Source organism: Flagellimonas rhodophyticola (genome assembly GCF_049332665.1).
Taxonomy (GTDB): Bacteria; Bacteroidota; Bacteroidia; order Flavobacteriales; family Flavobacteriaceae; genus Flagellimonas.
This window is the reverse complement of the sequence record NZ_CP186326.1, coordinates 3,575,170-3,596,331: the sequence shown is the minus strand read 5'-3', so window position 1 is coordinate 3,596,331 and position 21,162 is coordinate 3,575,170. Positions and strand designations below refer to the sequence as shown.

The following is a 21,162-nucleotide window of genomic DNA, read 5'->3' as shown; positions in this document are numbered from 1 at the left end:
TTACGACTGTTTCAATGCTTTTTAAGCAAAACCTGACAAAATGTGTATTTTCATAACATGGCCGGATAATTGATTGCAAAATAGCATGGCTGAGACAAATCATTTTAAATTTTCCAATAGTGTATTGATTGCGCCACTTGTAGCGGTGCTATCCATATGGACAGTTTTCTGGTTGGAACTTCAGTTTGGTGCTAACTTCAATGAATACGGGGTTAGACCGAGAAATTTTTCTGGGCTCCGAGGTGTGCTTTTTAGTCCCTTTATCCACGGTTCAATTGAGCATTTATACAATAACACCATCCCGTTGGCAGTTTTGATATTCTTCCTGTTTTATTTCTATAGACCTGTTGCATTAAGAACATTGATATGGGGAACGTTAATTTCCGGAATTTTGACATGGGTTATTGGAAGGAATTCCTATCATATTGGTGCCAGTGGAGTAATTTATGTTTTAGCAAGTTTTATTTTTTTTAAAGGAGTATTTGCCAAACACTTTAGGCTGGTGGCACTATCATTGGTGGTTGTTTTTATCTATGGAAGTATGATTTGGTACATTTTTCCTATTGAAGAAGGCATTTCTTGGGAAGGACACCTATCTGGCTTTATTGTGGGATTGATATTGGCCATTTTACTGAAAGTGAAGATACCCAATGAAAGGAAATATCCATGGGAGCGGGAAGACTACAATGAGGACGATGACCCTTTTTTAAAGCACTTTGATGAAAATGGGAATTTTATTGAAAACCGTTCCGAGGAATCAGATAACAAGATTGAAATCACCTACCATTATAAAAAAGATAAAGAAGGGTAGCTTATTGCATACGCTGTCTTACCACCTCGTACAAAAACACCCCGCAGGCTACAGAAACATTTAATGACCCTATTTCACCCAATAATGGAAGTTTGGCTTTATGGTCTGCAAGGTTGAGTATGGAAGCTGAAATACCTTTGTCTTCAGCCCCCATCACAATAGCACAAGGATTTTTAAGACTTACTGCATAAAGGTCATTTTCCGATTTTTCCGTTGCAGCAATAATTTCTATTCCCGAAGATTGTAAATAGAATATGGCATCCTTTAAATGATCCACTTTGGCGATAGGAACTTTAAATGCTGCTCCTGCTGACGTTTTTACAGTATCATCCGTAATTGGCGCAGCCCCATTTTTGGGAATTATAATTCCATCAACTCCGCAACACTCAGCTGTACGCATGATTGCCCCAAAATTTCGAACATCTGAAACTTGATCCAATAGTAAAAAGAGTGGTACTCCTTCTTTTTCAAGAACGGCTTCAACCAGTTCTTCAAAGTTGTGAAATTGAACAGGGGAGATGTTGGCAACTGCTCCCTGATGGTTGTTTTTCGTCAATCTGTTCAACTTTTCAACTGGAACATAGGAACTGCTTAATCCGTTTTTACGAATTACAGTTTCAAGAGATTTAAACAATTCTCCACCCAATCCCTTTTGAAGAAAAATCTTATTTATGGGTTGCTCAGCCTCAATCGCCTCTAGTATTGCTCGAATCCCATAGATTTGGTTGCTCATAGTATGATATTATCGGCCTGCAATGTAAACCACTTCTAGCTAAGAAGAAATTTTATGTACCATTAAAGGACCATTGTTGGTTGTATTGATTAAATATTTTTGACCATTCTTTCCTTCAATAAGTTCTATGCTCTTTACATTTCCTTCCAGCATGAGACCCGATTGTTGATGTGGCACGCTTTGGTAACCATCTTTTCCATTAGAAAGTAAAATAAGCCCTGAAATAGCATCTAATCGAGGAGTTTCAACTTCAGTCCCATAGATGTTGCCAGCAGTGATGACATCTTCAAACCCATCGTTGTTCAAATCGATAAAGGCGCAATCAAGTAGGGGATAGGATTGGGCATTCACGGGAAGTGGTTTTTTCTCAAAGTTTAGTTCTCCTTTGTTAATTAAAAGGAATGACTCGAATTGCGTTATACTATTCTCGTAGGAGGTATTTAGTTTTTCACCATAAATATCGGTTAGACTCGCATTGGCGAACTCTGTATAGGTTTCAAATTTTTCTTTAATAAAGGGCATCTGCTGAGATGAACATTCCCTACCACGCACAGGTACATAGGTTCCGTTGTATTTTTTGCTTAGTACAATATCGTTGGTGCCGTTATTGTCAAAATCGGTGGCATATATTTTAAAGGGTTTCTCTACAGACGCTTTGAATTTAATATTGAGTCCTGCATTACCGACCACATAATCTTTTAAGCCGTCATTGTTTATGTCAGTCTCATGAATCGAAAACCACCATCCTTTTTCTTTTAGTGTTGGATTTTCGGAGCTGATATTTTTGAAGGTACCCTGCTCATTTATAAAAACACCAATTCCCGTCCATTCACCAACCGCAATAAAATCTTGCCAACCATCATTATTGACATCGGTAACTTGAATGTCGTTGACAATTCCAAAATCTTCAAAATCGGGCGAAATATCCTTTGTGACTTCAATAAGTTCTCCATTGACATTTTCAAAAAGCGCTGAGGATTGGTGATTTGGATACATGCGGGGAGTCACCCTATTGCCCACTAAAATATCATTGTCTCCATCCTTGTCGAAATCAATAAAACTTACTGATTTCCCATTTTTGGGGTATTTGCCCAAGGCATCACTTTCCAATCTGGTGAAGTGTCCGGTTCCATCATTTAAATAGATTCGGTCCATATGGTATGAGGAATGCTCTGCAAATTCGTTGCCGCCACTAACTATGAATAGATCCAGGTCGTTATCTCCGTCAAAATCGAAGAACATGGACTCCATGTCTTCAAACTGGCTGTCAGTGGCAAGGGACGGAGAGTTAATTTTGGCGAATCCGCTAGTGGTTTGTAAATACATCTGCCCCGCCTGCCCAGAAGCGCCACCCACATGAAAATCTGTAAGTCCGTCGTTGTTAATGTCACCTTTTGTGATAAATGGACCTAGGTTGGACTGTTTGTAGGGGAGTAATATTTCCGTTTCAAAATCGTCGTACGCATTTTCTTTGTGAACAAAATCCAACCCCAGTTGTTTACCGGTTACCTGTTTGAAGTACTTCTGAGAGAAATCTTTCGGATTATAAGATTGTTTGGCTTCATTTTTAAGCAAAGTAAGCGTTGTATTTGCCGGCACGTCAAATTTCTGTTGCATTTTGCCATTCTTCCAATAGATAGTGACTGTATCTACCATGGAACTTGCTCCAATCCCAAAAAGGGCGCTGTTCTCTTGGGATGATCTATAGCCTCGGACTCTTTTTATTTCGATTACTTGGGAGTTGTCGCCAATATCGATTTTAACCTTTGCAAATTCTTCAGAGGATTCTCCTTTGCCGATAACCTTTAGATAATTGCCTTTTTTTTCCTCTACGGAAAGATTTTGATATACAAAGGCATTGTCATCCATATTGTTTATCACCAGGTCAAGATCACCATCATTGTCCAAATCGGCTGAAACAGCTCCATTACTGAACGAAAAATCAGCTAAACCCCATTCAGAAGAGATGTCTGTAAAGTTGAGCTCTGACTTTTGCTTATACATGATATTGGGCAATTTTTCAGAAGGCATGGACTCGTAAAGCCTGTTTTTTACATCCAAGGGAACATTGGCACCATATTTTTGTCTAGCTTCAAAAACTTGTCTTTGTAAATCGTTGTCAAGTGCATAGCGTCTATATCCATTGGTAACATGAATTTCTTTTTGACCGTCAAGATCAAAATCGTTCATCAAAACAGACCAACTCCAATCGGTATTGGCAACACCTGACATCTGCGATATGTTGTTGAATTTTAATCCGCCAATATTTTTTTGCAGCGAATTATACATGTACTGGTATTGAAAATCGGCCTTATTGACCAAATAATCAAACCGACCTGTACTCATGGAAGCCATAAGCGTCTTTGACCTTACATGGTCATTGGCAGCCATGTCCAAAACAAAAATGTCTTGAAGGTTGTCATTGTCTATATCAGCCACATCAATCCCCATTCCGTAAAATGAAATTTGATTTGTAGTTTCTTTTATTCGGTCTGAGAATGTCCCGTTCTTATTGTTAATGTACATGGCGTCGGGCAGGTAATAGTCGCTGGCCATGTAGACGTCCATCCATCCATCTTCATTAATGTCGGAAATCATGAGCCCAAGCCCAAAGATGGGTTTCTCAAGTCCTGCTGTTCGGGTTATATCCACAAATTTCCCATTATCATTTCGGTACAGATGGGAGGAGTTGAAATACTTATTCTCTTCATTTGCTTCCACATAACGGCTTAAGCTTATGGGATCAAGACCATAGAGCTCATTTTCATTCATGACAATACAATCAAGATCACCGTCTTTGTCAAAATCGAAAAAGGCAGATTGTGTGCTTATGCCCATATCTGCCAAGCCATATTCTTCGGCACTTTCTATGAAAGACCCATCTTTTTGATTGATGAACAGCAGGTTTTTTCGGTTTTCTCTAGAATTTGGGCCACCTTGGGAAATATAGATATCCATCCAACCGTCACTATTGATATCGACAAAGGTGATGCCATTGGACCAGTTTTTACCCTGGTTAATACCAGAGGTTTGAGTGACATCCTTAAATGTCATTTCGCCTTGGTTAAAATATACTTGATTTTCCACTTGATTCCCGCAGAAAACTACATCCAAAAGCCCATCATTGTTTAAATCTTCTACTCCCACGCCAGCCCCATTGTAGAAGTAGTCATAATCGAAAAGATTGTGCAGGGTAGCCACATCATGCTGTAGTGCATTGGAGAAGTGAATACCACTTGTTTGAGCATCGATTTTTTTGAACAGGGGTTGTTCTTGCAACTTGGTTTCAGACGATTTTCGAGGTTCTGTATTTTTTGAGCTAGTATCACAACCTATTAATGAAACCAATAAAAATGAGACTAGGAAAAACGAGTTCTTTTTGACCAACGTAATCATGGACGAAATATACTATAAATAATTGCTTCCTACCTAAGAGATGGCTTTCGTGCACCTCTTTTTAACACAGCTAATGAGTCCTAAAGTCCTAAGGCAATAATGCCGGGATGGTCCCTATCATAATGGTAGGCTCTCCAGAAAAAGCCCTGGCCTTCAAATTTCCAAAGAATTTCTCCGGGTTCTGAGACTTCCCAAACCCCAAAATCACCTTCAGTAATAAGTCTATTGCCTGTAGGGATTTTTACCAAACCGGAAACTCTCGGAGCATATAGATCTGTATCCGTGAAACTCCATGCAACAGTGGGCTCATTGTCCGTATTTGGAAGTAAGGTAAATGGATTAGGCAATAACAGTTCATATGCGGTGGACTGGTTCAAATCCCCACCGTTCATATAAATTGAAAATTTGCCAATATCGGTTCCAGAAAGTAGTCTTGGGTGATGATTGTTATAAAAACGTCTTTCACCCATAGTATTGCCGTATACTTCGGGGTTTCCAAAGCGGTAAACTAAATCTCCACCAAAGCCATAATTTCCTCCAGCATTTGTTGCAGCTTCCTCGGTTGTAGTGCTATGATCAATTACCCAAACTTCATGATAAAAATTAACACTGATGTAAATAAGGTCATTGACTTCATCATATTCAATACCATTAGCGTGCATAATATCCCCCTCTTTATCGGTGACGTAATTGAGGTCAATAAGTCTAGGATTATCTGCGATAACGCCAAAATTCTCTTTGGTATCATCATGATCTTGGATAATATGATCCCATGCATGCCATTCCCAAACAATTTCATCGGTTGTTGGATTGATTTCTATGACTGCTTCAGGGAAAATGGGGATTGTAAGGCTTGAACCTGCCTGTTCAGCCTGTTCAACAGTCCGTTGTTCCCAAACTAGGGTAATAAGGTTTCCATTGGGAAGCAATTCAACATCGTGATGGGTTATATATTCAGGAGAAGAATAGTCAAAATTCCATTCGACTGTGCTATCTGGATTCACAAACTGTAATTTTCCACCCTGACCGCCATAGGTAATATCCGGGTCTTCAGCTTTCATAATTCCTAAAAGACGTCCATCGGAAAGCAGTTCTACATCATTTCCAATGCCAAATGGTAAATCCCATTCATGGAGGATGTTAGCTTCCTTATCCATAATATATACCCGGTCGTTACCTGCATCATTGATAAGTACATATCCATCGTCAACCTTACTTGGATTGAAAAATTCAACCTGACCAGCTTTGTCAGGTGGAATTATGGGATCATCGTCTGTAACAATATCATCATCAGTTATGACGCTGTCGTCCATTGGCGGTGTGTCATCAGTGGTTGTATTGTCATCGTTGTTGCATGAATAATGAATCATGCCAAAACATAATAGAAATGAAATAAGTGTAATACGTTTCATAGAATTTCTCATAGCAATTTTAAGAAAAACACACTGGGGTTACCGTCGCTTTTTAGTTTGAAAACTAACCTTAGTATTTTGTTAATTAAAGAAAATGATTAAGAAGTAAAAGGGACATCATATAGATGCCCCTTTAACTTTTCCAAGGCTTGTGAAAGCCATGTATTTTCTGAAATACTAGTTACAGATGTTCAAAACAATCTCACCAGGAGTTGGGCCAGGGCCATCGGCCGCAGCAGTTTCACCTGTTGGAGCTTCCAACTCATAAGAATGCTCACCCTCAAAGTTTCCTGGAGTATACGTCCATACCAATTCAGTGGTACCACCAGGTACGGTGATCACTTCAGTGTTAGTAGTCGCTTGCGCGGTAGAAACAGTGTAATCTGTACTGGTACCATCGATTGTCACCGTAATAAAGGCACCGTCCCATCCATCGCCATAGCTATCATCCATGGTCAATGTATAATCACCGGTTACTGGTGATGTTGGGATACAATTGATTCCCGCCCTATAGGCATATGGTGAGGAGAAGAACGATCCACCGGATACGTTACCTGTTGCATCCACATCTGTGAAAGATCTTCCATCGGTAAGGTTTACCACCAATCGGATGTTGATCTGGTCACCACCGGTCACATTGGCCGGAGTGTTTGCAACACCAAGCGCTGAAAGCGCATCACCCAGGGATACCGAGAAACTGGTCCTTGGCAGCCCATTTGGCCCAGAAGTGAATTCTGAGGCCGCAACAGTGCTTACAAGGGTCTCCGTTGCCGAAGTGGTTCCGTTGGAATCTGTGTTGTCAACGAAACCTACATAGATCTCGATGTTCGACAATAGGTCCCCGTCTTCAAGATCCTGTTCCTCGATGGTCACACCGAAGATTGATGCAGGATCGAAAACGTTGAAGGTCGTGCTCTCAAAGGATACGGTCCTTAGGACAGCCCCTCTAGCAACAGTCTCCTGAACTCCTACAGTCACCTTGTCATCCTCGCTACACGAAGCCACAAGTGCCACAAGTGCCAGAGCTATATATAATCTTAAATTTTTCATGTATTCTAATTTTGTTTTCATTGCACTTTTATTAATTGGCCGCAGGAACCCCAGCTGTATCCCAGAATACAGGCTGTTGCTGATCTGGTTTTTGGCTGATGCTCGAGTTGTTGTTCACCGAGTTAGTCGGATAGTACATAGATCGAATGAAAACATCCGGGTTCGGCTCAAGGTTCGGCTGTAGTGTTGTCGGGAACCCAGTTCTTCTATAGAAGTTGTAAGGATCCACCCCGTTACCGAAGCTGGCTATCCACAACTGCTCTGCAAGGATGTTCCACTGCCCGTCCGCATCGGCGGCGTCCCAAGCTGCATCAACGGCGTCACTGTAAGCTGTAACGTCAGCTGCCGATGGCTCGAAAGAAGCATCCGCACCCGCCAATCTTGTAGATGAGAAAGCCTGTACCTTGGCAACTGACTTGTCAAGTGCTGAAAGCACTGCAGCTTTTGCACCTGGGGCATCCCCTGATGCCATTGCGGCCTCCGCGATCATGAAATCGGCACCGAAAGCGGTCAACAGGTTGGTGATACCAAGACCTGCGGCACCGGCCACCAATCCAATTTCAGCAAAAGTGTCATCATCGAACTTACCACCTACAGGGTAAGTACCATAGACAGTTCTAAGAAGACCATCTGGTGGAATACCGTCAGCATCTCCGTGGTCACGTCCCCAATATCCATTGGGAAGGTTACAGAAGGTAAAGCCTCCGTCCAAGTAGTGCTGCGGTGCAGCTTCCAAAGAACAGTTCAAAGTCTCTTCATCTGGAGGAGTAGTTCCTGAACCAGGTACCGTGGCATTCTGTCTGTAGAAATAATAACGCATCCTTGGATCGTCAGTGGTGTCCATAAGGTTCATCAACCAGTTGGACATATAATCACCACCTCCTGAAACAGTATAGTTGATCCCATAACGTGGATGTCTGTTATCAGGCTGTGAAGCACTGGTAGCGCCCCAAGCAAACAGAAAGTCATCAGCGGTATCGGTGATATAGTTTCCACCGGTAACGATTGCATCGAAACTTGCCAGTGCACTTCCATCGACCAACCTTCTCTGAAGGTAGATCTTCATCTTAAGGGTGTTACAGGCCCTGATCCACTGATCCTCGTCACCACCATAATAGAAATCCGTCGGTGGCTTGGCCGCAGGGTCAGTTCCAAAATTGGCTATCGCCTGGTCCAACAGAACAAGAGCAGCATCATAGATGGATGCCCCCGAATCCGCTACAGGGTTGAAGTTGTCATCCGCGATGGCAGCTTCAGAATAGGGAACGTCCCCGAAGAAGTCCACCATGGTCACAAAAAGATATGCCTCGATGAACTGCGTTATCGCGATGTGGTGCGTAAGTCCTGCTTCTGTTGCCAAAGGCTCCATGGTACGGATATTGGCCAATAACCTGTAGGCATTGTCCCATTCATCCGACATGTCACTTCCCTGGTATACACTCACATAGTTCCTACCGCTCATGTTCACGATACGTGTAAGCTCCATCCCGAGCTCGTTGAAACCGTCACCGGTTGTGTTACCACCGGATGCCCAGTTATCATTGGGATCATTGTCCGCATCCCCTTCAAATTGTCTCACGAAATCCTCCTGGATCGAGTTCAAAAGGAAATCGGGAGAAGATTGCTCCGGGGTCAAGAAGTTGGGGTTCGCGGTAAGATCCAACTCCGTGGTCTCACAGGAAACCAACACTAACGCCATTGCGCAAAATGCTGTAAATATGTTTTTACTTATTCTTTTCATTATCTTTTAATTTTTTGTTCTTAGAATGTTGCCTTTACACTAAGACCATATCTTCTTGCACTTGGTCCGTTGATGAAATCAAAACCAGCTCCGTTGGATACACCCAGACCGGCCGTGTTGGGGTCGAAGTTTGCACCTTTCGGGGTATTGATGGCCCTGAAGTATAGGTTGTTACCTGAAACGGTAAAGGTCAAGTTTCCAAATGGGGTCTTGTCCAAGAACTTCTTTGGAAGCGCATAGCTCAACGAGGCCTCCTGTAACCTTACGGTCGTGGCATCGTATACCTGTAGTTCACTTGGTCCGAAAAGGATGTTACTGAACCAGAAGGTTGAGTTGTTTATTTGCAAGTTGTTAGTGTTTCCGTTGGCATCAACACCTGGAAGAACATAAGTATCTTCTCTATTAACAGTCTCAGTAATCAATCCTCTACCCATAAGAGTGGAAATTGTACTGGAGTAGACATCCCCGCCCTGTGTATAGTTCCACTGGAAACCAAGGGTGAAGTTCTTGTAGGAGATACTGTTCCTTACGTTGGCCACCCAGTCCGGGTTTGGATCTCCGATGATACCATCGTTCGGGTCCTGTACGTAGTTACCATCGGCCCCTACTACAAAGTCCCCGTTGGCATCCCTTAGGATACGACTACCGAAAAATACACCTAATGCTTCTCCTTCGATCGCAGCATTACCAAGGTTAGAGAAACCAGAATAAACAACCTGGTCGGTATCGACACCAAGGTCAAGTACCGTGGTCTCGTAGGCGGTAAAGTTAAGGTTGGTCTTCCAGCTGAAGTCACCTTCTTCTTTGCCCCTGAACCAGTTGATCCCAAGGTCGGCTTCGACACCTTCCGACTGGATCTCACCGATGTTCACAGCTACCCTTCTTGTTCCAAGGTCGGCAGCTGGATCCAATGGTCTGTCAAGGATAAGGTCGTTGGTGTTCCTTTGATATACAGAAGCATCCAAGGTGATGCGTCCGTCCCACCAGCGGGATTCGATACCAATCTCTATCTCTTCCAAGGTCTCTGGCTTAAGTGCAGGGTTACCTGTTCTTGTACCCACTTCGTTGGTCACGATGTTCGCTCCAGATCCGTCCTGTACATCCTGAGTGTCAAGGATAAGCGTACTTGCAATAGGATAGTTGGACGACTCAAAGTTTGCCGATACCCCTAGACCACCACGGATCTTAAGGTAGTTGAGCACATTCTCCGACTTTAGGCCATCGATGGCAGCGGTCGGTATAAAGGACACACTGGCAGATGGGTAGAACTGGCTCCTGTTCTCTTGGGAGAAGTTGGATACCCAGTCGTTACGTCCGGCCAAGGTCACATATACCCAACTGTCATAGTCAAAATCGACCTGACCGTAAAGACCTACGAGGTTTCTTTCAACAAAAAGTTGGATCTCGTTCTGGTTAAGGTAATTGAAGTGTCTGAGCACGTCGAACACTTGCTGGCCGTCACTGGCCACACCGTTCTGGTCAAAGATCTCACGTCTTGAAGTGGCACCCACGTTGAAGGTGGTCCCGATCTTATCGGTAATGTCATAGTCTCCGTTCAAAAGGAAGTTGTGGTCCCAGATGGTGTTGGTGTTGTTCCAGGTCTCATAGAAACCGCTCACCGTTCTGGCTCCACCACCGATACCTCCCTTGTTCTGGAAGTTGGTGTTGTTCTCGCTATAGATATCGATACCCGCCCTGTATACAAGGTTAAGGTTATCGTTGATGTCATACATAATGGATGCCTGTCCGAACACCCTGTTGGTCTCCTGGAAGGAACCGGCATTGTTCACCGTCCACAATGGGTGCTGGATGGAGTTGTTCTGTCTGTAGTAGACACTGCTTCCATCGATAGGGTTCTGGAAAGGAAGTCCCTGTACATCGATACTCCTTGGTGTGAACCAAAGGTGACCGAACACGGAGGAACCTGTTCCTGTTGAACCGTTACCCTGGCTGAGTGCCACCGGTGGCGATGTGAACTTGGTCCTTGCATAGTTCAATGTACCCGTTGCGGAGAACTTGTTGCTGAGTTGCGCCCTACCACCTACTGAAAGGGTGTTACGCGTAACACTGTTGTTCGGTGTGAAACCGTTGTCCTTAAGGTAACCGTAGTTCACGTTGTACCCTATCTTTCCGTCATCGGAGGCTCCCCTTACGTTGACAGAGGTGTTGGCCACGGTCCCTGTCTTAAAGAACCTTCCAACACTATCATAAGGTCTCCAGTCATAGCGTTGACCTTGGAACTCTGGGAAGGCTGCTTGGATAGCAGATGTTGATGTCGAATATGGGTGGGCAAGGGTACCATTGTCATCAATGGCAGCTTGTCCTCCCCATCCTGCTGCTCCCTCTCTCCTGAAGCTTGGGCCCCAGTTGGAGAAGAACCATCCGAATGCTTGGTCAAATCCGTTACCGTATTCGTTCTGGTAATCCGGAAGTGATGCTATCTCGTTGAAGAAAATGGAGGAGTTTACCGTTACCTCGGTCTTCTTTGGACCGGCACCGCTTGATGAACCACCCTTGGTGGTGATAAGGATTACACCGTTACGTCCCTGTGAACCATAAAGTGTGGCGGCCGCAAGACCCCTAAGCACGTTCACGCTCTCGATACTGTTCGGGTCAAGGTCAAGGAACCTACTCGAACCGTTGTTACCGTTGATGAAATCCTGACGGTCACCCTGTCTACCCTGCGAGTTGGTGTCCGTACTGAAAGGTACACCGTCCACGATGAACAGCGCCTGGTTACTGGAGCTGAACGTGGATAGACCACGGATTATAATATTTGTTCCCGATCCGGAAAGTCCACTCTGGTTTGTTATCTGTACCCCGGCGGCCTTTCCCTGGAGCACCCTGGCAACATCGCCATCGGGTCTTTGCTCTAGGTCCTCGCTACCTACCTCGGTAACCGCATAACCCAATGCTTGTTTCTCTCTCTTGATACCAAGGGCCGTTACCACAACTTCCTCAAGGGCCTGGGTATCGTCCTGCATCTGAACGTTGATAACGCTCTCCGCGCCGATCGCCCTACTTGCAGGGCGCTGCCCTATATAGGTGAAAAGTAGTGTCTGACCTTGACTGGCACTGATTGAATAGTTACCATCAAAATCTGTTTGGGTACCATTAGTGGTGCCTTCGACGACAATGTTGACCCCAGGCAACGGAAGACCAGAGGAATCCGTAACTGTACCTGAAATCGTCTTGTCTTGTGCAAAGGAAATTTGCACAACAAACGCCAATAACAGCGTTAACAATCCATTAAGTTTTGTTCTCATTTTAAAATTATTTGAATTAGCTAGGCGCTAAAATCATAATTTCATGTTAATAATCCAAACTAATTTTACTAAAATTTTAAGATGATCTTTGCAATTACGTAGGTCTCAATGTGGATTATAGAAATTTATTGATGTCTTAATTGTAGTATTGATAAAATGTTGAGAATGTAATTTCAGGCTTATAGGAGCTGTTAAGAATAGATAAAACAATACCATAAGTTGTGGGTTTTCTAACTATCCATGGGTTTAAGCCTGTGTTTTTAACTAATGCAAATTCTGTAAATTTTATTAGGAAGGTGGAATGATTGTGTCTCGATATGCATTGTTGAACGTTTTGATAAAATCGTTTTATGATTTGAAGCTCCCCGATTTAGAAGTACCTCCTAAAGTTTTAATAATTGTAGATTGATCCTAAAATAAGATAATGAGAACCAATCATCTTCTAGGTTTACTGCTTTTACTCAATGGACTATTCTTTCCTCGCCACGGCTTTTCGCAGCAAGGATCAAGTGCATTAAGTTCAGCTGGACCTGTTTGGAACAACACAACCATGGCCGCTCATATGAATGAGTTGACAAATAGGCTTAGGAATTGGAACGGAAAACCAATTAAAATATCCGACATAAGGGGTTCTATGTATTATAATGAAGATTTCCAAATGGGAAAAGTATTCTTGGGTGATCAATACTATGGAAGCTACCTTATGAGGTATAATGCCTATGCGGATGAAATAGAGGCAAAGAAAACTGAAAAGCATGAGGTTGAGGCTATCTCTAAAAGCACTCGATTGTCTTTTGAGATTGGAAATGAAATATATGTGCTACGAAGTTTTTTGGATACTGAAAAGAACTTAATTGAAGGATATCTGTCCGAGCTTGTATCAAACGGACGGTATAGTTTATATCATAAAAAGGCTAAAAATTTCAAAGAGGGCAAAAAACCCGAAACCTCATTCCATGAGCCTGTGCCTCCACAATTTTTGAATTCTAACTCCTATTATATAGGAATAGGTGATAAGAATCCTCAGCGAGTCAAGAATTCTAAAAAATCTTTCATGGAACTCGTTTCCAAGGAAAAACAAACTGAGGTTAAAAAGTTTATTAAGGATAACAATATCAATTTTAAAGAAAAGGAAGATCTGGTCAAGTTGGTGAGTTTTGTAAACTCCAATGAACAAACCTCATTTTAAGTGTTTCTTCAACTTATTGTTTATACCTTAATATATAAGTAAGAAATTTAGCTCCTTTTTCATTGTCATATTTTGCGTGTTTTCCATCCAGAATTGATAATTTTTCACTTTGTTGTTAATTCCTGATAAATGTAACCTTGCCTTTGATCGTCAATGAGGTTGGAATATTCTTGTAAAAAAATTGCAAGGCATTTGAATTATTCCGAAATATCACTACATTTGCAGCCCTCAAAAAGAGGGTTATTTTTATTTAATAGAAATTTTTAATGCCAACAATTTCACAATTAGTACGAAAAGGAAGAGTCACAATTACCAAGAAGAGTAAATCGGCTGCTTTGGATTCGTGTCCTCAAAGAAGAGGGGTTTGTACGCGTGTTTACACTACTACACCTAAGAAACCAAACTCTGCAATGCGAAAAGTTGCTAGGGTTAGGCTTACAAATGGTAAGGAAGTGAATGCTTATATCCCTGGAGAAGGACATAACCTCCAAGAGCACTCGATAGTATTGGTAAGAGGTGGAAGAGTAAAGGATTTGCCAGGAGTTAGATATCACATCGTCCGTGGTGCTTTGGATACTGCAGGAGTTGCAGGAAGAACACAACGTAGATCTAAGTACGGTGCAAAACGTCCTAAAAAGTAATTAACACTTTTAAGAAGAAGAAATGAGAAAAAGACAGGCAAAGAAAAGGCCGTTGTTGCCGGATCCAAGATTTAATGATCAATTGGTGACGCGTTTCGTGAACATGATGATGTGGGATGGAAAAAAATCAGTTGCATTTAAAATCTTTTATGATGCGATTGATGTTGTTGAAGAGAAAAATACAGACGAAGAGAAAAACGGATTGGAGCTTTGGAAGGATGCACTTTCCAATGTAATGCCACACGTGGAGGTAAGAAGTAGAAGAGTAGGTGGGGCAACGTTCCAGATTCCTATGCAGATTCGTCCTGACAGAAAGATTTCAACCGCTATGAAATGGTTGATCAGCTACGCAAGAAAGCGTAATGAAAAATCTATGGCGCAAAAATTGGCTGCCGAAATCTTGGCCGCTGCAAAAGAAGAAGGCGCTGCTGTCAAGAAAAGAGTTGATACACACAAAATGGCTGAGGCCAATAAAGCATTCTCACACTTTAGATTCTAGTTGGTAAAATGTCAAGAGATTTAAAATATACACGGAATATTGGTATTGCAGCTCATATTGATGCTGGAAAAACTACTACTACAGAGCGTATTCTTTTCTATACTGGTGTAAGTCATAAAATCGGTGAGGTGCACGATGGTGCAGCTACAATGGACTGGATGGAGCAAGAGCAAGAGCGTGGTATTACCATTACCTCTGCGGCTACAACTTGTACATGGCAGTTTCCTACTGAAAATGGTCAACCTACAGCTGATGCAAAAGGATATCACTTTAATATTATTGATACTCCCGGACACGTGGATTTTACCGTAGAGGTAAACCGTTCATTGCGTGTTTTGGATGGATTGGTTTTCTTGTTCAGTGCAGTTGATGGTGTTGAGCCACAATCTGAAACGAACTGGAGATTGGCCGATAACTATAAAGTGCCTAGAATTGGTTTCGTTAACAAAATGGACCGTCAGGGATCTAATTTCCTAATGGTTTGTAATCAGGTTAAAACCATGTTGGGTTCCAATGCGGTTCCAATTGTTTTGCCTATTGGAGACGAAGCTGATTTCAAAGGAATCGTGGATTTGGCAAAGAACAGAGCTATCGTTTGGCATGAAGAGGGCTTCGGTTCTACTTTTGATGTTGTCGATATTCCTGAGGAAATGAAAGCCGAAGTTAAGGAGTATAGAGCTGCTTTAATTGAAGCGGTTGCTGAATATGATGAGGAGTTGATGGAAAAATTCTTTGAAGATGAAGATTCTATCACCGAAGAAGAAGTACATGCCGCATTGAGGGCTGCCGTTATGGATAGAGCGATCATTCCAATGATTTGCGGTTCTTCATTCAAAAATAAAGGAGTTCAATTCTTGCTGGATGCTGTTTGTCGCTACTTGCCATCACCTATTGATAAGGATGATATTGTAGGTACTGATCCAAACACTGGAAACGAGATTACAAGAAAGCCAGATCCAAAAGAGCCATTTTCAGCTTTAGCATTTAAGATTGCTACTGACCCATTTGTTGGTCGCTTGGCATTCTTTAGAGCGTATTCTGGTCGATTGGACGCTGGATCTTACATTTTGAACAATCGTTCAGGTAAGAAAGAGCGTATCTCTCGTATCTATCAAATGCACTCCAATAAGCAAAATGCTATTGAGTACATAGAAGCTGGAGATATTGGTGCTGCCGTAGGATTTAAGGATATCAAGACTGGTGATACTATGTCTGCTGAGAAACATCCTATTGTTCTTGAGAGCATGGATTTCCCTGATCCAGTAATCGGTATTGCGGTTGAGCCTAAAACAAAGGCTGATGTAGATAAATTGGGTATGTCTTTGGCAAAATTGGCTGAAGAAGATCCTACGTTCCAGGTAAAAACGGATGAAGCCTCAGGTCAAACCATTATTTCTGGTATGGGTGAGCTTCACTTGGATATTATTGTTGACCGTTTGCGTCGTGAGTTTAAGGTTGAAGTGAACCAAGGACAGCCCCAAGTTGAGTACAAGGAGGCAATTACACAATCTGCTGACCATAGAGAAGTTTATAAGAAACAGTCTGGTGGTCGTGGTAAATTTGCTGATATCGTCTTTACTATGGAGCCAGCTGGTGATGAAGTGGTAGGATTGGAATTTGTAAACACAATTAAAGGAGGTAATATTCCTAAAGAATATATTCCATCTGTAGAAAAAGGATTTAAGGAAGCCATGAAGAATGGTCCTTTAGCTGGATTTGAGATGGATAGCATGAAGGTTACTTTAAAGGATGGTTCTTTCCACCCTGTGGATTCAGATTCATTGTCCTTTGAATTGGCTGCAAAAATGGGGTACAAAGCTGCTGCTAAGTCTGCTAGATCAGTATTGATGGAGCCTATAATGAAGATTGAGGTGTTAACACCTGAAGAAAACATGGGTGATATTGTTGGTGACTTGAACAGACGTAGAGGAACTATTAGTGATATGAGTGATAGAGCTGGTTCTAAGGTGGTAAAAGGTGAAGTACCTTTATCTGAAATGTTTGGTTATGTTACTTCATTAAGAACATTGTCATCAGGTAGAGCTACTTCAACAATGGAATTTTCACACTACGCAGAAACTCCAACGAATATTGCAGAAGAAGTTATTAAATCAGTTAAAGGTGTAACCGCTTAATTTTTCAGCAAGATGAGTCAAAAAATTAGAATAAAGCTTAAATCTTATGATCACAATTTAGTGGATAAATCTGCTGAGAAAATTGTGAAAACAGTTAAGACAACAGGTGCAGTAGTTACGGGACCAATTCCGTTGCCAACGCACAAAAAAATATTTACAGTTTTGCGTTCACCTCACGTGAACAAGAAATCGAGAGAGCAATTCCAACTAAGTTCTTATAAGAGATTATTGGATATTTATAGCTCTTCTTCAAAAACTATCGATGCTTTAATGAAATTAGAGCTTCCAAGTGGTGTTGAAGTCGAAATAAAAGTGTAAATTTGCACGCCTTTTAAAGGAAAGGTGAACATGTCCTGAGCTGCGTGCGAAGGAAAAACGGGAAAAAGAAAACTTATCTGGGTCACAGAATTTTTCTTTGACCCAATTTTTTTGCCAAGATATTGGCGCTTTAAAAAGTAAACAATTAATTAATATATATGTCTGGGTTAATAGGAAGAAAAATCGGCATGACCAGCATCTTCGACGAAAATGGAAAGAACATTCCATGTACCGTTATTGAGGCTGGACCTTGCGTGGTTACCCAAGTCAGAACCGAAGAGGTCGACGGGTACAATGCCCTTCAACTGGGTTTCGATGACAAGGCAGAAAAACGTGCAAACAAGGCCGAATTGGGCCATGTAAAAAAAGCAGGTGCTTCTCCAAAGAAGAAAGTCGTTGAATTCCGTGATTTTGAAGGAGAATACAAATTGGGAGACACCGTTGGTGCCGACCTTTTTGCAGAAGGTGAATTTGTTGATGTAATTGGTACATCAAAAGGAAAAGGATTCCAAGGAGTTGTTAAGCGACATGGTTTTGCTGGTGTTGGTCAAGCAACACACGGTCAGCATAACAGATTAAGAGCTCCAGGTTCCATTGGTGCGGCATCTTATCCTGCCCGAGTTTTCAAAGGAATGAAAATGGCCGGTAGAATGGGTGGTGATAGAGTTACAGTTCAAAACTTAAGAGTATTGAAAGTGGTTCCAGAGAAAAACCTTATCGTAGTAAAAGGTGCTGTTCCTGGTCACAAGAATGCTTACGTAACAATTGAGAAGTAATGAAGGTTGCAGTTTTAGATATCAAAGGAAAAGATACAGGTAGAAAGGTTGACCTTTCTAATGATGTATTCGGGATAGAGCCTAATGAGCATGCCATCTATTTGGATGTAAAGCAATACCTGGCCCATCAGAGACAAGGTACTCATAAATCCAAGGAAAGAGCAGAGATTGCCGGTAGTACCCGTAAAATTAAGAAGCAGAAGGGAACAGGTACTGCAAGAGCAGGTAGTATCAAATCTCCAATTTTTAAGGGTGGTGGTAGAATCTTTGGCCCAAGACCAAAAGATTATTCCCAAAAATTGAATAAAAATGTCAAGCGTTTGGCTCGTAAATCAGCGTTGACATTGAAATCAAAAGAGAAGGCAATCACAGTTGTTGAGGACTTCAATTTTGAGGCACCAAAGACAAAAGATTTCAAAGCATTTTTGAGCTCTTTGGGTATAGAAAACAAAAAGTCTCTAATAGTGTTGGGCGGTTCCAATAATAATGTATATTTGTCGTCGCGCAATTTGGAGCGTTCTGAAGTTGTAATCAACTCAGAATTAAGTACTTACAAAATTGTTAATGCAAACAATATCGTGTTGACGGAGAGTGCTTTGGAAGGAATAGAATCGAACCTTAAGAAATAAGAATATCATGAGTGTGTTGATAAAACCAATCATTACGGAAAAAATGACCGCTGATAGCGAGCTTTTCAATCGTTATGGTTTCTACGTTGACCCAACAGCCAACAAGCTTCAAATTAAAGAAGCTGTGGAGGCTACTTATGGTGTTTCTGTAGAAAAGGTGAGAACCATGAATTATGGTCCAAACCGTAAGAGTCGTTATACAAAAACAGGAATCCAACACGGAAAAACCAATGCTTTGAAAAAAGCAATTGTAGATGTGGTGGAAGGTGATATTATTGATTTTTACAGTAATCTATAAAGACTAGAAATGTCAGTTAGAAAATTAAAACCGATAACCCCTGGACAGCGTTTTAGAGTAGTAAACGGATTTGACGCGATTACTACTGATAAGCCGGAAAAAAGCTTGCTTGCTCCGTTAAAAAAGTCAGGTGGTAGGAACAGTCAAGGAAAAATGACGATTCGCCATAGAGGTGGAGGTCATAAAAGAAGGTATCGTATTATCGATTTCAAAAGAGATAAGCAAGGAATGGATGCCAAAGTGGTTTCCATCCAGTACGATCCTAACAGAACTGCATTTATCGCTCTAATTGAGTATAAAGACGGTGAAAAAAGATATGTAGTTGCCCAAAACGGATTGCAAGTTGGTCAGAAGGTTTCTTCAGGACCAAAGGCTTCCCCAGAAATTGGAAATGCACTTCCATTAAGTGAAATTCCTTTGGGTACCATTATTTCGTGTATCGAATTAAGGCCTGGTCAAGGTGCTGTTATGGCACGTAGTGCTGGTACATTTGCTCAGTTGATGGCTAAGGATGGAAAATTTGTTACTATCAAATTGCCTTCTGGTGAGACAAGAATGATTTTGGCCAATTGTTTGGCCACTGTTGGAGCTGTTTCCAACTCTGACCACCAATTGTTAGTATCTGGTAAAGCAGGTAGAAGCAGATGGTTGGGTAGAAGGCCAAGAACTAGACCAGTAGCTATGAACCCCGTCGATCATCCAATGGGTGGTGGTGAAGGAAGAGCTTCAGGAGGTCATCCAAGATCTAAGAACGGTATTCCTGCTAAAGGATTTAGAACGCGTTCTAAGACCAAGGACACCAATAGATACATCATAGAACGTAGAAAGAAATAAAAGAAAAAGTAAATGGCACGTTCATTAAAAAAAGGACCTTACGTTCATCATAGTCTGGAAAAGAAAGTCCAGAACAATATAGATTCAGGTAAGAAAACGGTTATCAAAACATGGTCGAGAGCCTCAATGATAACTCCGGATTTCGTAGGACAGACCATCGCGGTGCACAACGGGAGACAATTTGTTCCTGTATATGTTACTGAAAACATGGTGGGTCACAAGCTTGGAGAATTTTCACCTACAAGATCTTTTAGAGGTCATGCAGGAGCTAAAAACAAAGGTAAAAAGTAAGTAAGCTATGGGAGTTCGTAAAAGACAAATGGCCGAAAGGTTAAAAGAAGAGAAAAAACAGCTTGCTATCGCAAAGTTGAACAACTGCCCAACCTCACCAAGAAAGATGCGTTTGGTCGCTGATTTAATCAGAGGTAAGCAGATAGAAATGGCCTTGGCTATTTTAAGGTTCAACCCAAAAGAAGCTTCAAGAAAGTTGGAAAAATTATTGCTTTCAGCAATTGCCAACTGGGAAGCTAAGAATGAAGATGCAAGTATTGAGGATGCTGATCTTTTTATTAAGGAAATCCGTGTGGATGGAGGAACTATGTTGAAAAGACTTAGACCTGCGCCACAAGGAAGAGCACACAGAATTAGAAAACGTTCCAACCATGTTACCATGATTTTGGAATCTAACAACAACGTTCAAAGCTAGAGTATAATATGGGACAGAAGACCAATCCGATAGGAAATCGCTTAGGAATTATCAGAGGATGGGAATCCAACTGGTACGGAGGCAATGATTACGGCGATAAACTTGCAGAGGACGATAAGATTAGAAAATATGTCCATGCACGTTTGGCAAAAGCCAGTGTGTCAAGGGTAATTATAGAGAGAACTCTAAAATTGATCACCATTACTATTACTACGGCTAGACCTGGTATTATCATTGGTAAAGGTGGACAAGAGGTTGATAAACTTAAAGAAGAGCTTAAGAAAATCACCAACAAAGAGGTTCAGATCAATATTCATGAAATCAAGAGACCTGAATTGGATGCCAACTTGGTTGCTGCTAGTGTCGCAAGACAAATTGAAAGCAGAATTTCATACCGTCGTGCCATCAAAATGGCGATTGCAGCTGCAATACGTATGAATGCAGAAGGTATCAAAATTCAGATTTCTGGACGTTTGAACGGAGCTGAAATGGCACGTTCGGAATCTTACAAGGAAGGAAGAATTCCTCTGTCAACTTTCCGTGCTGATGTGGATTATGCTTTGCATGAAGCACATACAACCTACGGAAGATTGGGAATCAAAGTTTGGATCATGAAGGGTGAAGTTTACGGAAAAAGAGAACTTTCCCCACTAGTAGGATTGTCCAAAGGTCAAGGTAAAGGCGACAAGCGTGATGGTAAAAAACCACAACGTCGTAGAAAGTAATAA

19 protein-coding genes are annotated in these 21,162 nt (G+C 41.7%); 13 read left to right on the top strand and 6 right to left on the bottom strand.

What is annotated here, in order from left to right; genetic code table 11:
- The first annotated feature begins 85 nt into the window (after positions 1-85).
- The gene (locus ACOKFG_RS16220) at positions 86-811 is read left to right on the top strand and encodes a rhomboid family intramembrane serine protease (RefSeq protein WP_299486402.1); all 726 of its coding nucleotides are present in this window, start codon (positions 86-88) and stop codon (positions 809-811) included.
- 1 nt (position 812) lies between these two features.
- Here ACOKFG_RS16220 and rlmB read toward each other — a convergent pair whose 3' ends face one another.
- The 6 genes from rlmB to ACOKFG_RS16190 form a co-directional block, all read right to left on the bottom strand.
- Positions 813-1,544 carry a 23S rRNA (guanosine(2251)-2'-O)-methyltransferase RlmB gene (gene rlmB, locus ACOKFG_RS16215; RefSeq protein ID WP_299486400.1) on the bottom strand — a complete coding sequence of 244 codons (732 nt, stop codon included), beginning with the start codon at positions 1,542-1,544 and terminating at the stop codon, positions 813-815.
- A 39-nt stretch (positions 1,545-1,583) separates the two neighbouring features.
- A complete protein-coding gene (locus ACOKFG_RS16210; protein WP_299486398.1) occupies positions 1,584-4,940 on the bottom strand; it encodes a VCBS repeat-containing protein in 3,357 nt (1,118 codons plus the stop codon).
- 80 nt (positions 4,941-5,020) lie between these two features.
- On the bottom strand, positions 5,021-6,364 hold the full coding sequence (locus ACOKFG_RS16205) for an aryl-sulfate sulfotransferase (RefSeq protein ID WP_422861608.1): 1,344 nt from the start codon (positions 6,362-6,364) through the stop codon (positions 5,021-5,023).
- 165 nt (positions 6,365-6,529) lie between these two features.
- Complete coding sequence (locus tag ACOKFG_RS16200) at positions 6,530-7,402, bottom strand: hypothetical protein (protein WP_298791479.1); 873 nt, start codon at positions 7,400-7,402, stop codon at positions 6,530-6,532.
- Between the two features lie 31 nt (positions 7,403-7,433).
- On the bottom strand, positions 7,434-9,143 hold the full coding sequence (locus tag ACOKFG_RS16195; RefSeq protein ID WP_298791477.1) for a SusD/RagB family nutrient-binding outer membrane lipoprotein: 1,710 nt from the start codon (positions 9,141-9,143) through the stop codon (positions 7,434-7,436).
- Between the two features lie 20 nt (positions 9,144-9,163).
- Entirely contained in the window at positions 9,164-12,409 is a 3,246-nt protein-coding gene (locus ACOKFG_RS16190; protein WP_298791475.1) for a SusC/RagA family TonB-linked outer membrane protein, read from the bottom strand.
- A 424-nt stretch (positions 12,410-12,833) separates the two neighbouring features.
- Here ACOKFG_RS16190 and ACOKFG_RS16185 point away from each other — a divergent pair, with 424 nt between their 5' ends.
- The 12 genes from ACOKFG_RS16185 (at position 12,834) to rpsC (ending at position 21,159) form a co-directional block, all read left to right on the top strand.
- Positions 12,834-13,598 (top strand): hypothetical protein, encoded by a 765-nt coding sequence (locus ACOKFG_RS16185; protein ID WP_422861607.1) that lies wholly within the window; start codon positions 12,834-12,836, stop codon positions 13,596-13,598.
- A 266-nt stretch (positions 13,599-13,864) separates the two neighbouring features.
- Positions 13,865-14,239 carry a 30S ribosomal protein S12 gene (gene rpsL, locus ACOKFG_RS16180; RefSeq protein WP_031445118.1) on the top strand — a complete coding sequence of 125 codons (375 nt, stop codon included), beginning with the start codon at positions 13,865-13,867 and terminating at the stop codon, positions 14,237-14,239.
- 22 nt (positions 14,240-14,261) lie between these two features.
- On the top strand, positions 14,262-14,738 hold the full coding sequence (gene rpsG, locus ACOKFG_RS16175; RefSeq protein WP_298791466.1) for a 30S ribosomal protein S7: 477 nt from the start codon (positions 14,262-14,264) through the stop codon (positions 14,736-14,738).
- Between the two features lie 8 nt (positions 14,739-14,746).
- Positions 14,747-16,873 (top strand): elongation factor G, encoded by a 2,127-nt coding sequence (gene fusA, locus ACOKFG_RS16170; RefSeq protein ID WP_422861606.1) that lies wholly within the window; start codon positions 14,747-14,749, stop codon positions 16,871-16,873.
- Positions 16,874-16,885: 12 nt separating this feature from the next.
- Complete coding sequence (gene rpsJ, locus ACOKFG_RS16165; protein WP_007094989.1) at positions 16,886-17,191, top strand: 30S ribosomal protein S10; 306 nt, start codon at positions 16,886-16,888, stop codon at positions 17,189-17,191.
- A gap of 158 nt (positions 17,192-17,349) precedes the next feature.
- The gene (rplC, locus tag ACOKFG_RS16160) at positions 17,350-17,967 is read left to right on the top strand and encodes a 50S ribosomal protein L3 (protein ID WP_298791461.1); all 618 of its coding nucleotides are present in this window, start codon (positions 17,350-17,352) and stop codon (positions 17,965-17,967) included.
- Positions 17,967-18,596: a 50S ribosomal protein L4 gene (gene rplD, locus ACOKFG_RS16155; protein ID WP_298791458.1), complete on the top strand. Its 630-nt coding sequence runs from the start codon at positions 17,967-17,969 to the stop codon at positions 18,594-18,596. The genes rplC and rplD overlap by 1 nt, the downstream gene beginning before the upstream one ends.
- Before the next feature lie 7 nt (positions 18,597-18,603).
- Positions 18,604-18,894 carry a 50S ribosomal protein L23 gene (gene rplW / locus ACOKFG_RS16150; RefSeq protein WP_298791456.1) on the top strand — a complete coding sequence of 97 codons (291 nt, stop codon included), beginning with the start codon at positions 18,604-18,606 and terminating at the stop codon, positions 18,892-18,894.
- 9 nt (positions 18,895-18,903) lie between these two features.
- Positions 18,904-19,728: a 50S ribosomal protein L2 gene (gene rplB / locus ACOKFG_RS16145; protein WP_299174785.1), complete on the top strand. Its 825-nt coding sequence runs from the start codon at positions 18,904-18,906 to the stop codon at positions 19,726-19,728.
- Between the two features lie 12 nt (positions 19,729-19,740).
- Positions 19,741-20,019, top strand: a complete 279-nt coding sequence (gene rpsS / locus ACOKFG_RS16140; RefSeq protein WP_097047030.1) for a 30S ribosomal protein S19 — start codon at positions 19,741-19,743, stop codon at positions 20,017-20,019.
- 7 nt (positions 20,020-20,026) lie between these two features.
- Positions 20,027-20,434, top strand: a complete 408-nt coding sequence (rplV, locus tag ACOKFG_RS16135) for a 50S ribosomal protein L22 (RefSeq protein WP_190809626.1) — start codon at positions 20,027-20,029, stop codon at positions 20,432-20,434.
- A gap of 8 nt (positions 20,435-20,442) precedes the next feature.
- Positions 20,443-21,159 (top strand): 30S ribosomal protein S3, encoded by a 717-nt coding sequence (gene rpsC, locus ACOKFG_RS16130; protein WP_298791445.1) that lies wholly within the window; start codon positions 20,443-20,445, stop codon positions 21,157-21,159.
- Positions 21,160-21,162 lie beyond the last annotated feature (3 nt).

What these genes read in the sequence shown, in the direction of transcription:
- ACOKFG_RS16220 (WP_299486402.1), top strand. Translation starts at nt 86, where the DNA reads ATGGCTGAGACAAATCATTTTAAATTTTCCAATAGTGTATTGATTGCG.
- rlmB (WP_299486400.1), bottom strand. Translation starts at nt 1,544, where the DNA reads ATGAGCAACCAAATCTATGGGATTCGAGCAATACTAGAGGCGATTGAG.
- ACOKFG_RS16210 (WP_299486398.1), bottom strand. Translation starts at nt 4,940, where the DNA reads ATGATTACGTTGGTCAAAAAGAACTCGTTTTTCCTAGTCTCATTTTTA.
- ACOKFG_RS16205 (WP_422861608.1), bottom strand. Translation starts at nt 6,364, where the DNA reads ATGAGAAATTCTATGAAACGTATTACACTTATTTCATTTCTATTATGT.
- ACOKFG_RS16200 (WP_298791479.1), bottom strand. Translation starts at nt 7,402, where the DNA reads ATGAAAAATTTAAGATTATATATAGCTCTGGCACTTGTGGCACTTGTG.
- ACOKFG_RS16195 (WP_298791477.1), bottom strand. Translation starts at nt 9,143, where the DNA reads ATGAAAAGAATAAGTAAAAACATATTTACAGCATTTTGCGCAATGGCG.
- ACOKFG_RS16190 (WP_298791475.1), bottom strand. Translation starts at nt 12,409, where the DNA reads ATGAGAACAAAACTTAATGGATTGTTAACGCTGTTATTGGCGTTTGTT.
- ACOKFG_RS16185 (WP_422861607.1), top strand. Translation starts at nt 12,834, where the DNA reads ATGAGAACCAATCATCTTCTAGGTTTACTGCTTTTACTCAATGGACTA.
- rpsL (WP_031445118.1), top strand. Translation starts at nt 13,865, where the DNA reads ATGCCAACAATTTCACAATTAGTACGAAAAGGAAGAGTCACAATTACC.
- rpsG (WP_298791466.1), top strand. Translation starts at nt 14,262, where the DNA reads ATGAGAAAAAGACAGGCAAAGAAAAGGCCGTTGTTGCCGGATCCAAGA.
- fusA (WP_422861606.1), top strand. Translation starts at nt 14,747, where the DNA reads ATGTCAAGAGATTTAAAATATACACGGAATATTGGTATTGCAGCTCAT.
- rpsJ (WP_007094989.1), top strand. Translation starts at nt 16,886, where the DNA reads ATGAGTCAAAAAATTAGAATAAAGCTTAAATCTTATGATCACAATTTA.
- rplC (WP_298791461.1), top strand. Translation starts at nt 17,350, where the DNA reads ATGTCTGGGTTAATAGGAAGAAAAATCGGCATGACCAGCATCTTCGAC.
- rplD (WP_298791458.1), top strand. Translation starts at nt 17,967, where the DNA reads ATGAAGGTTGCAGTTTTAGATATCAAAGGAAAAGATACAGGTAGAAAG.
- rplW (WP_298791456.1), top strand. Translation starts at nt 18,604, where the DNA reads ATGAGTGTGTTGATAAAACCAATCATTACGGAAAAAATGACCGCTGAT.
- rplB (WP_299174785.1), top strand. Translation starts at nt 18,904, where the DNA reads ATGTCAGTTAGAAAATTAAAACCGATAACCCCTGGACAGCGTTTTAGA.
- rpsS (WP_097047030.1), top strand. Translation starts at nt 19,741, where the DNA reads ATGGCACGTTCATTAAAAAAAGGACCTTACGTTCATCATAGTCTGGAA.
- rplV (WP_190809626.1), top strand. Translation starts at nt 20,027, where the DNA reads ATGGGAGTTCGTAAAAGACAAATGGCCGAAAGGTTAAAAGAAGAGAAA.
- rpsC (WP_298791445.1), top strand. Translation starts at nt 20,443, where the DNA reads ATGGGACAGAAGACCAATCCGATAGGAAATCGCTTAGGAATTATCAGA.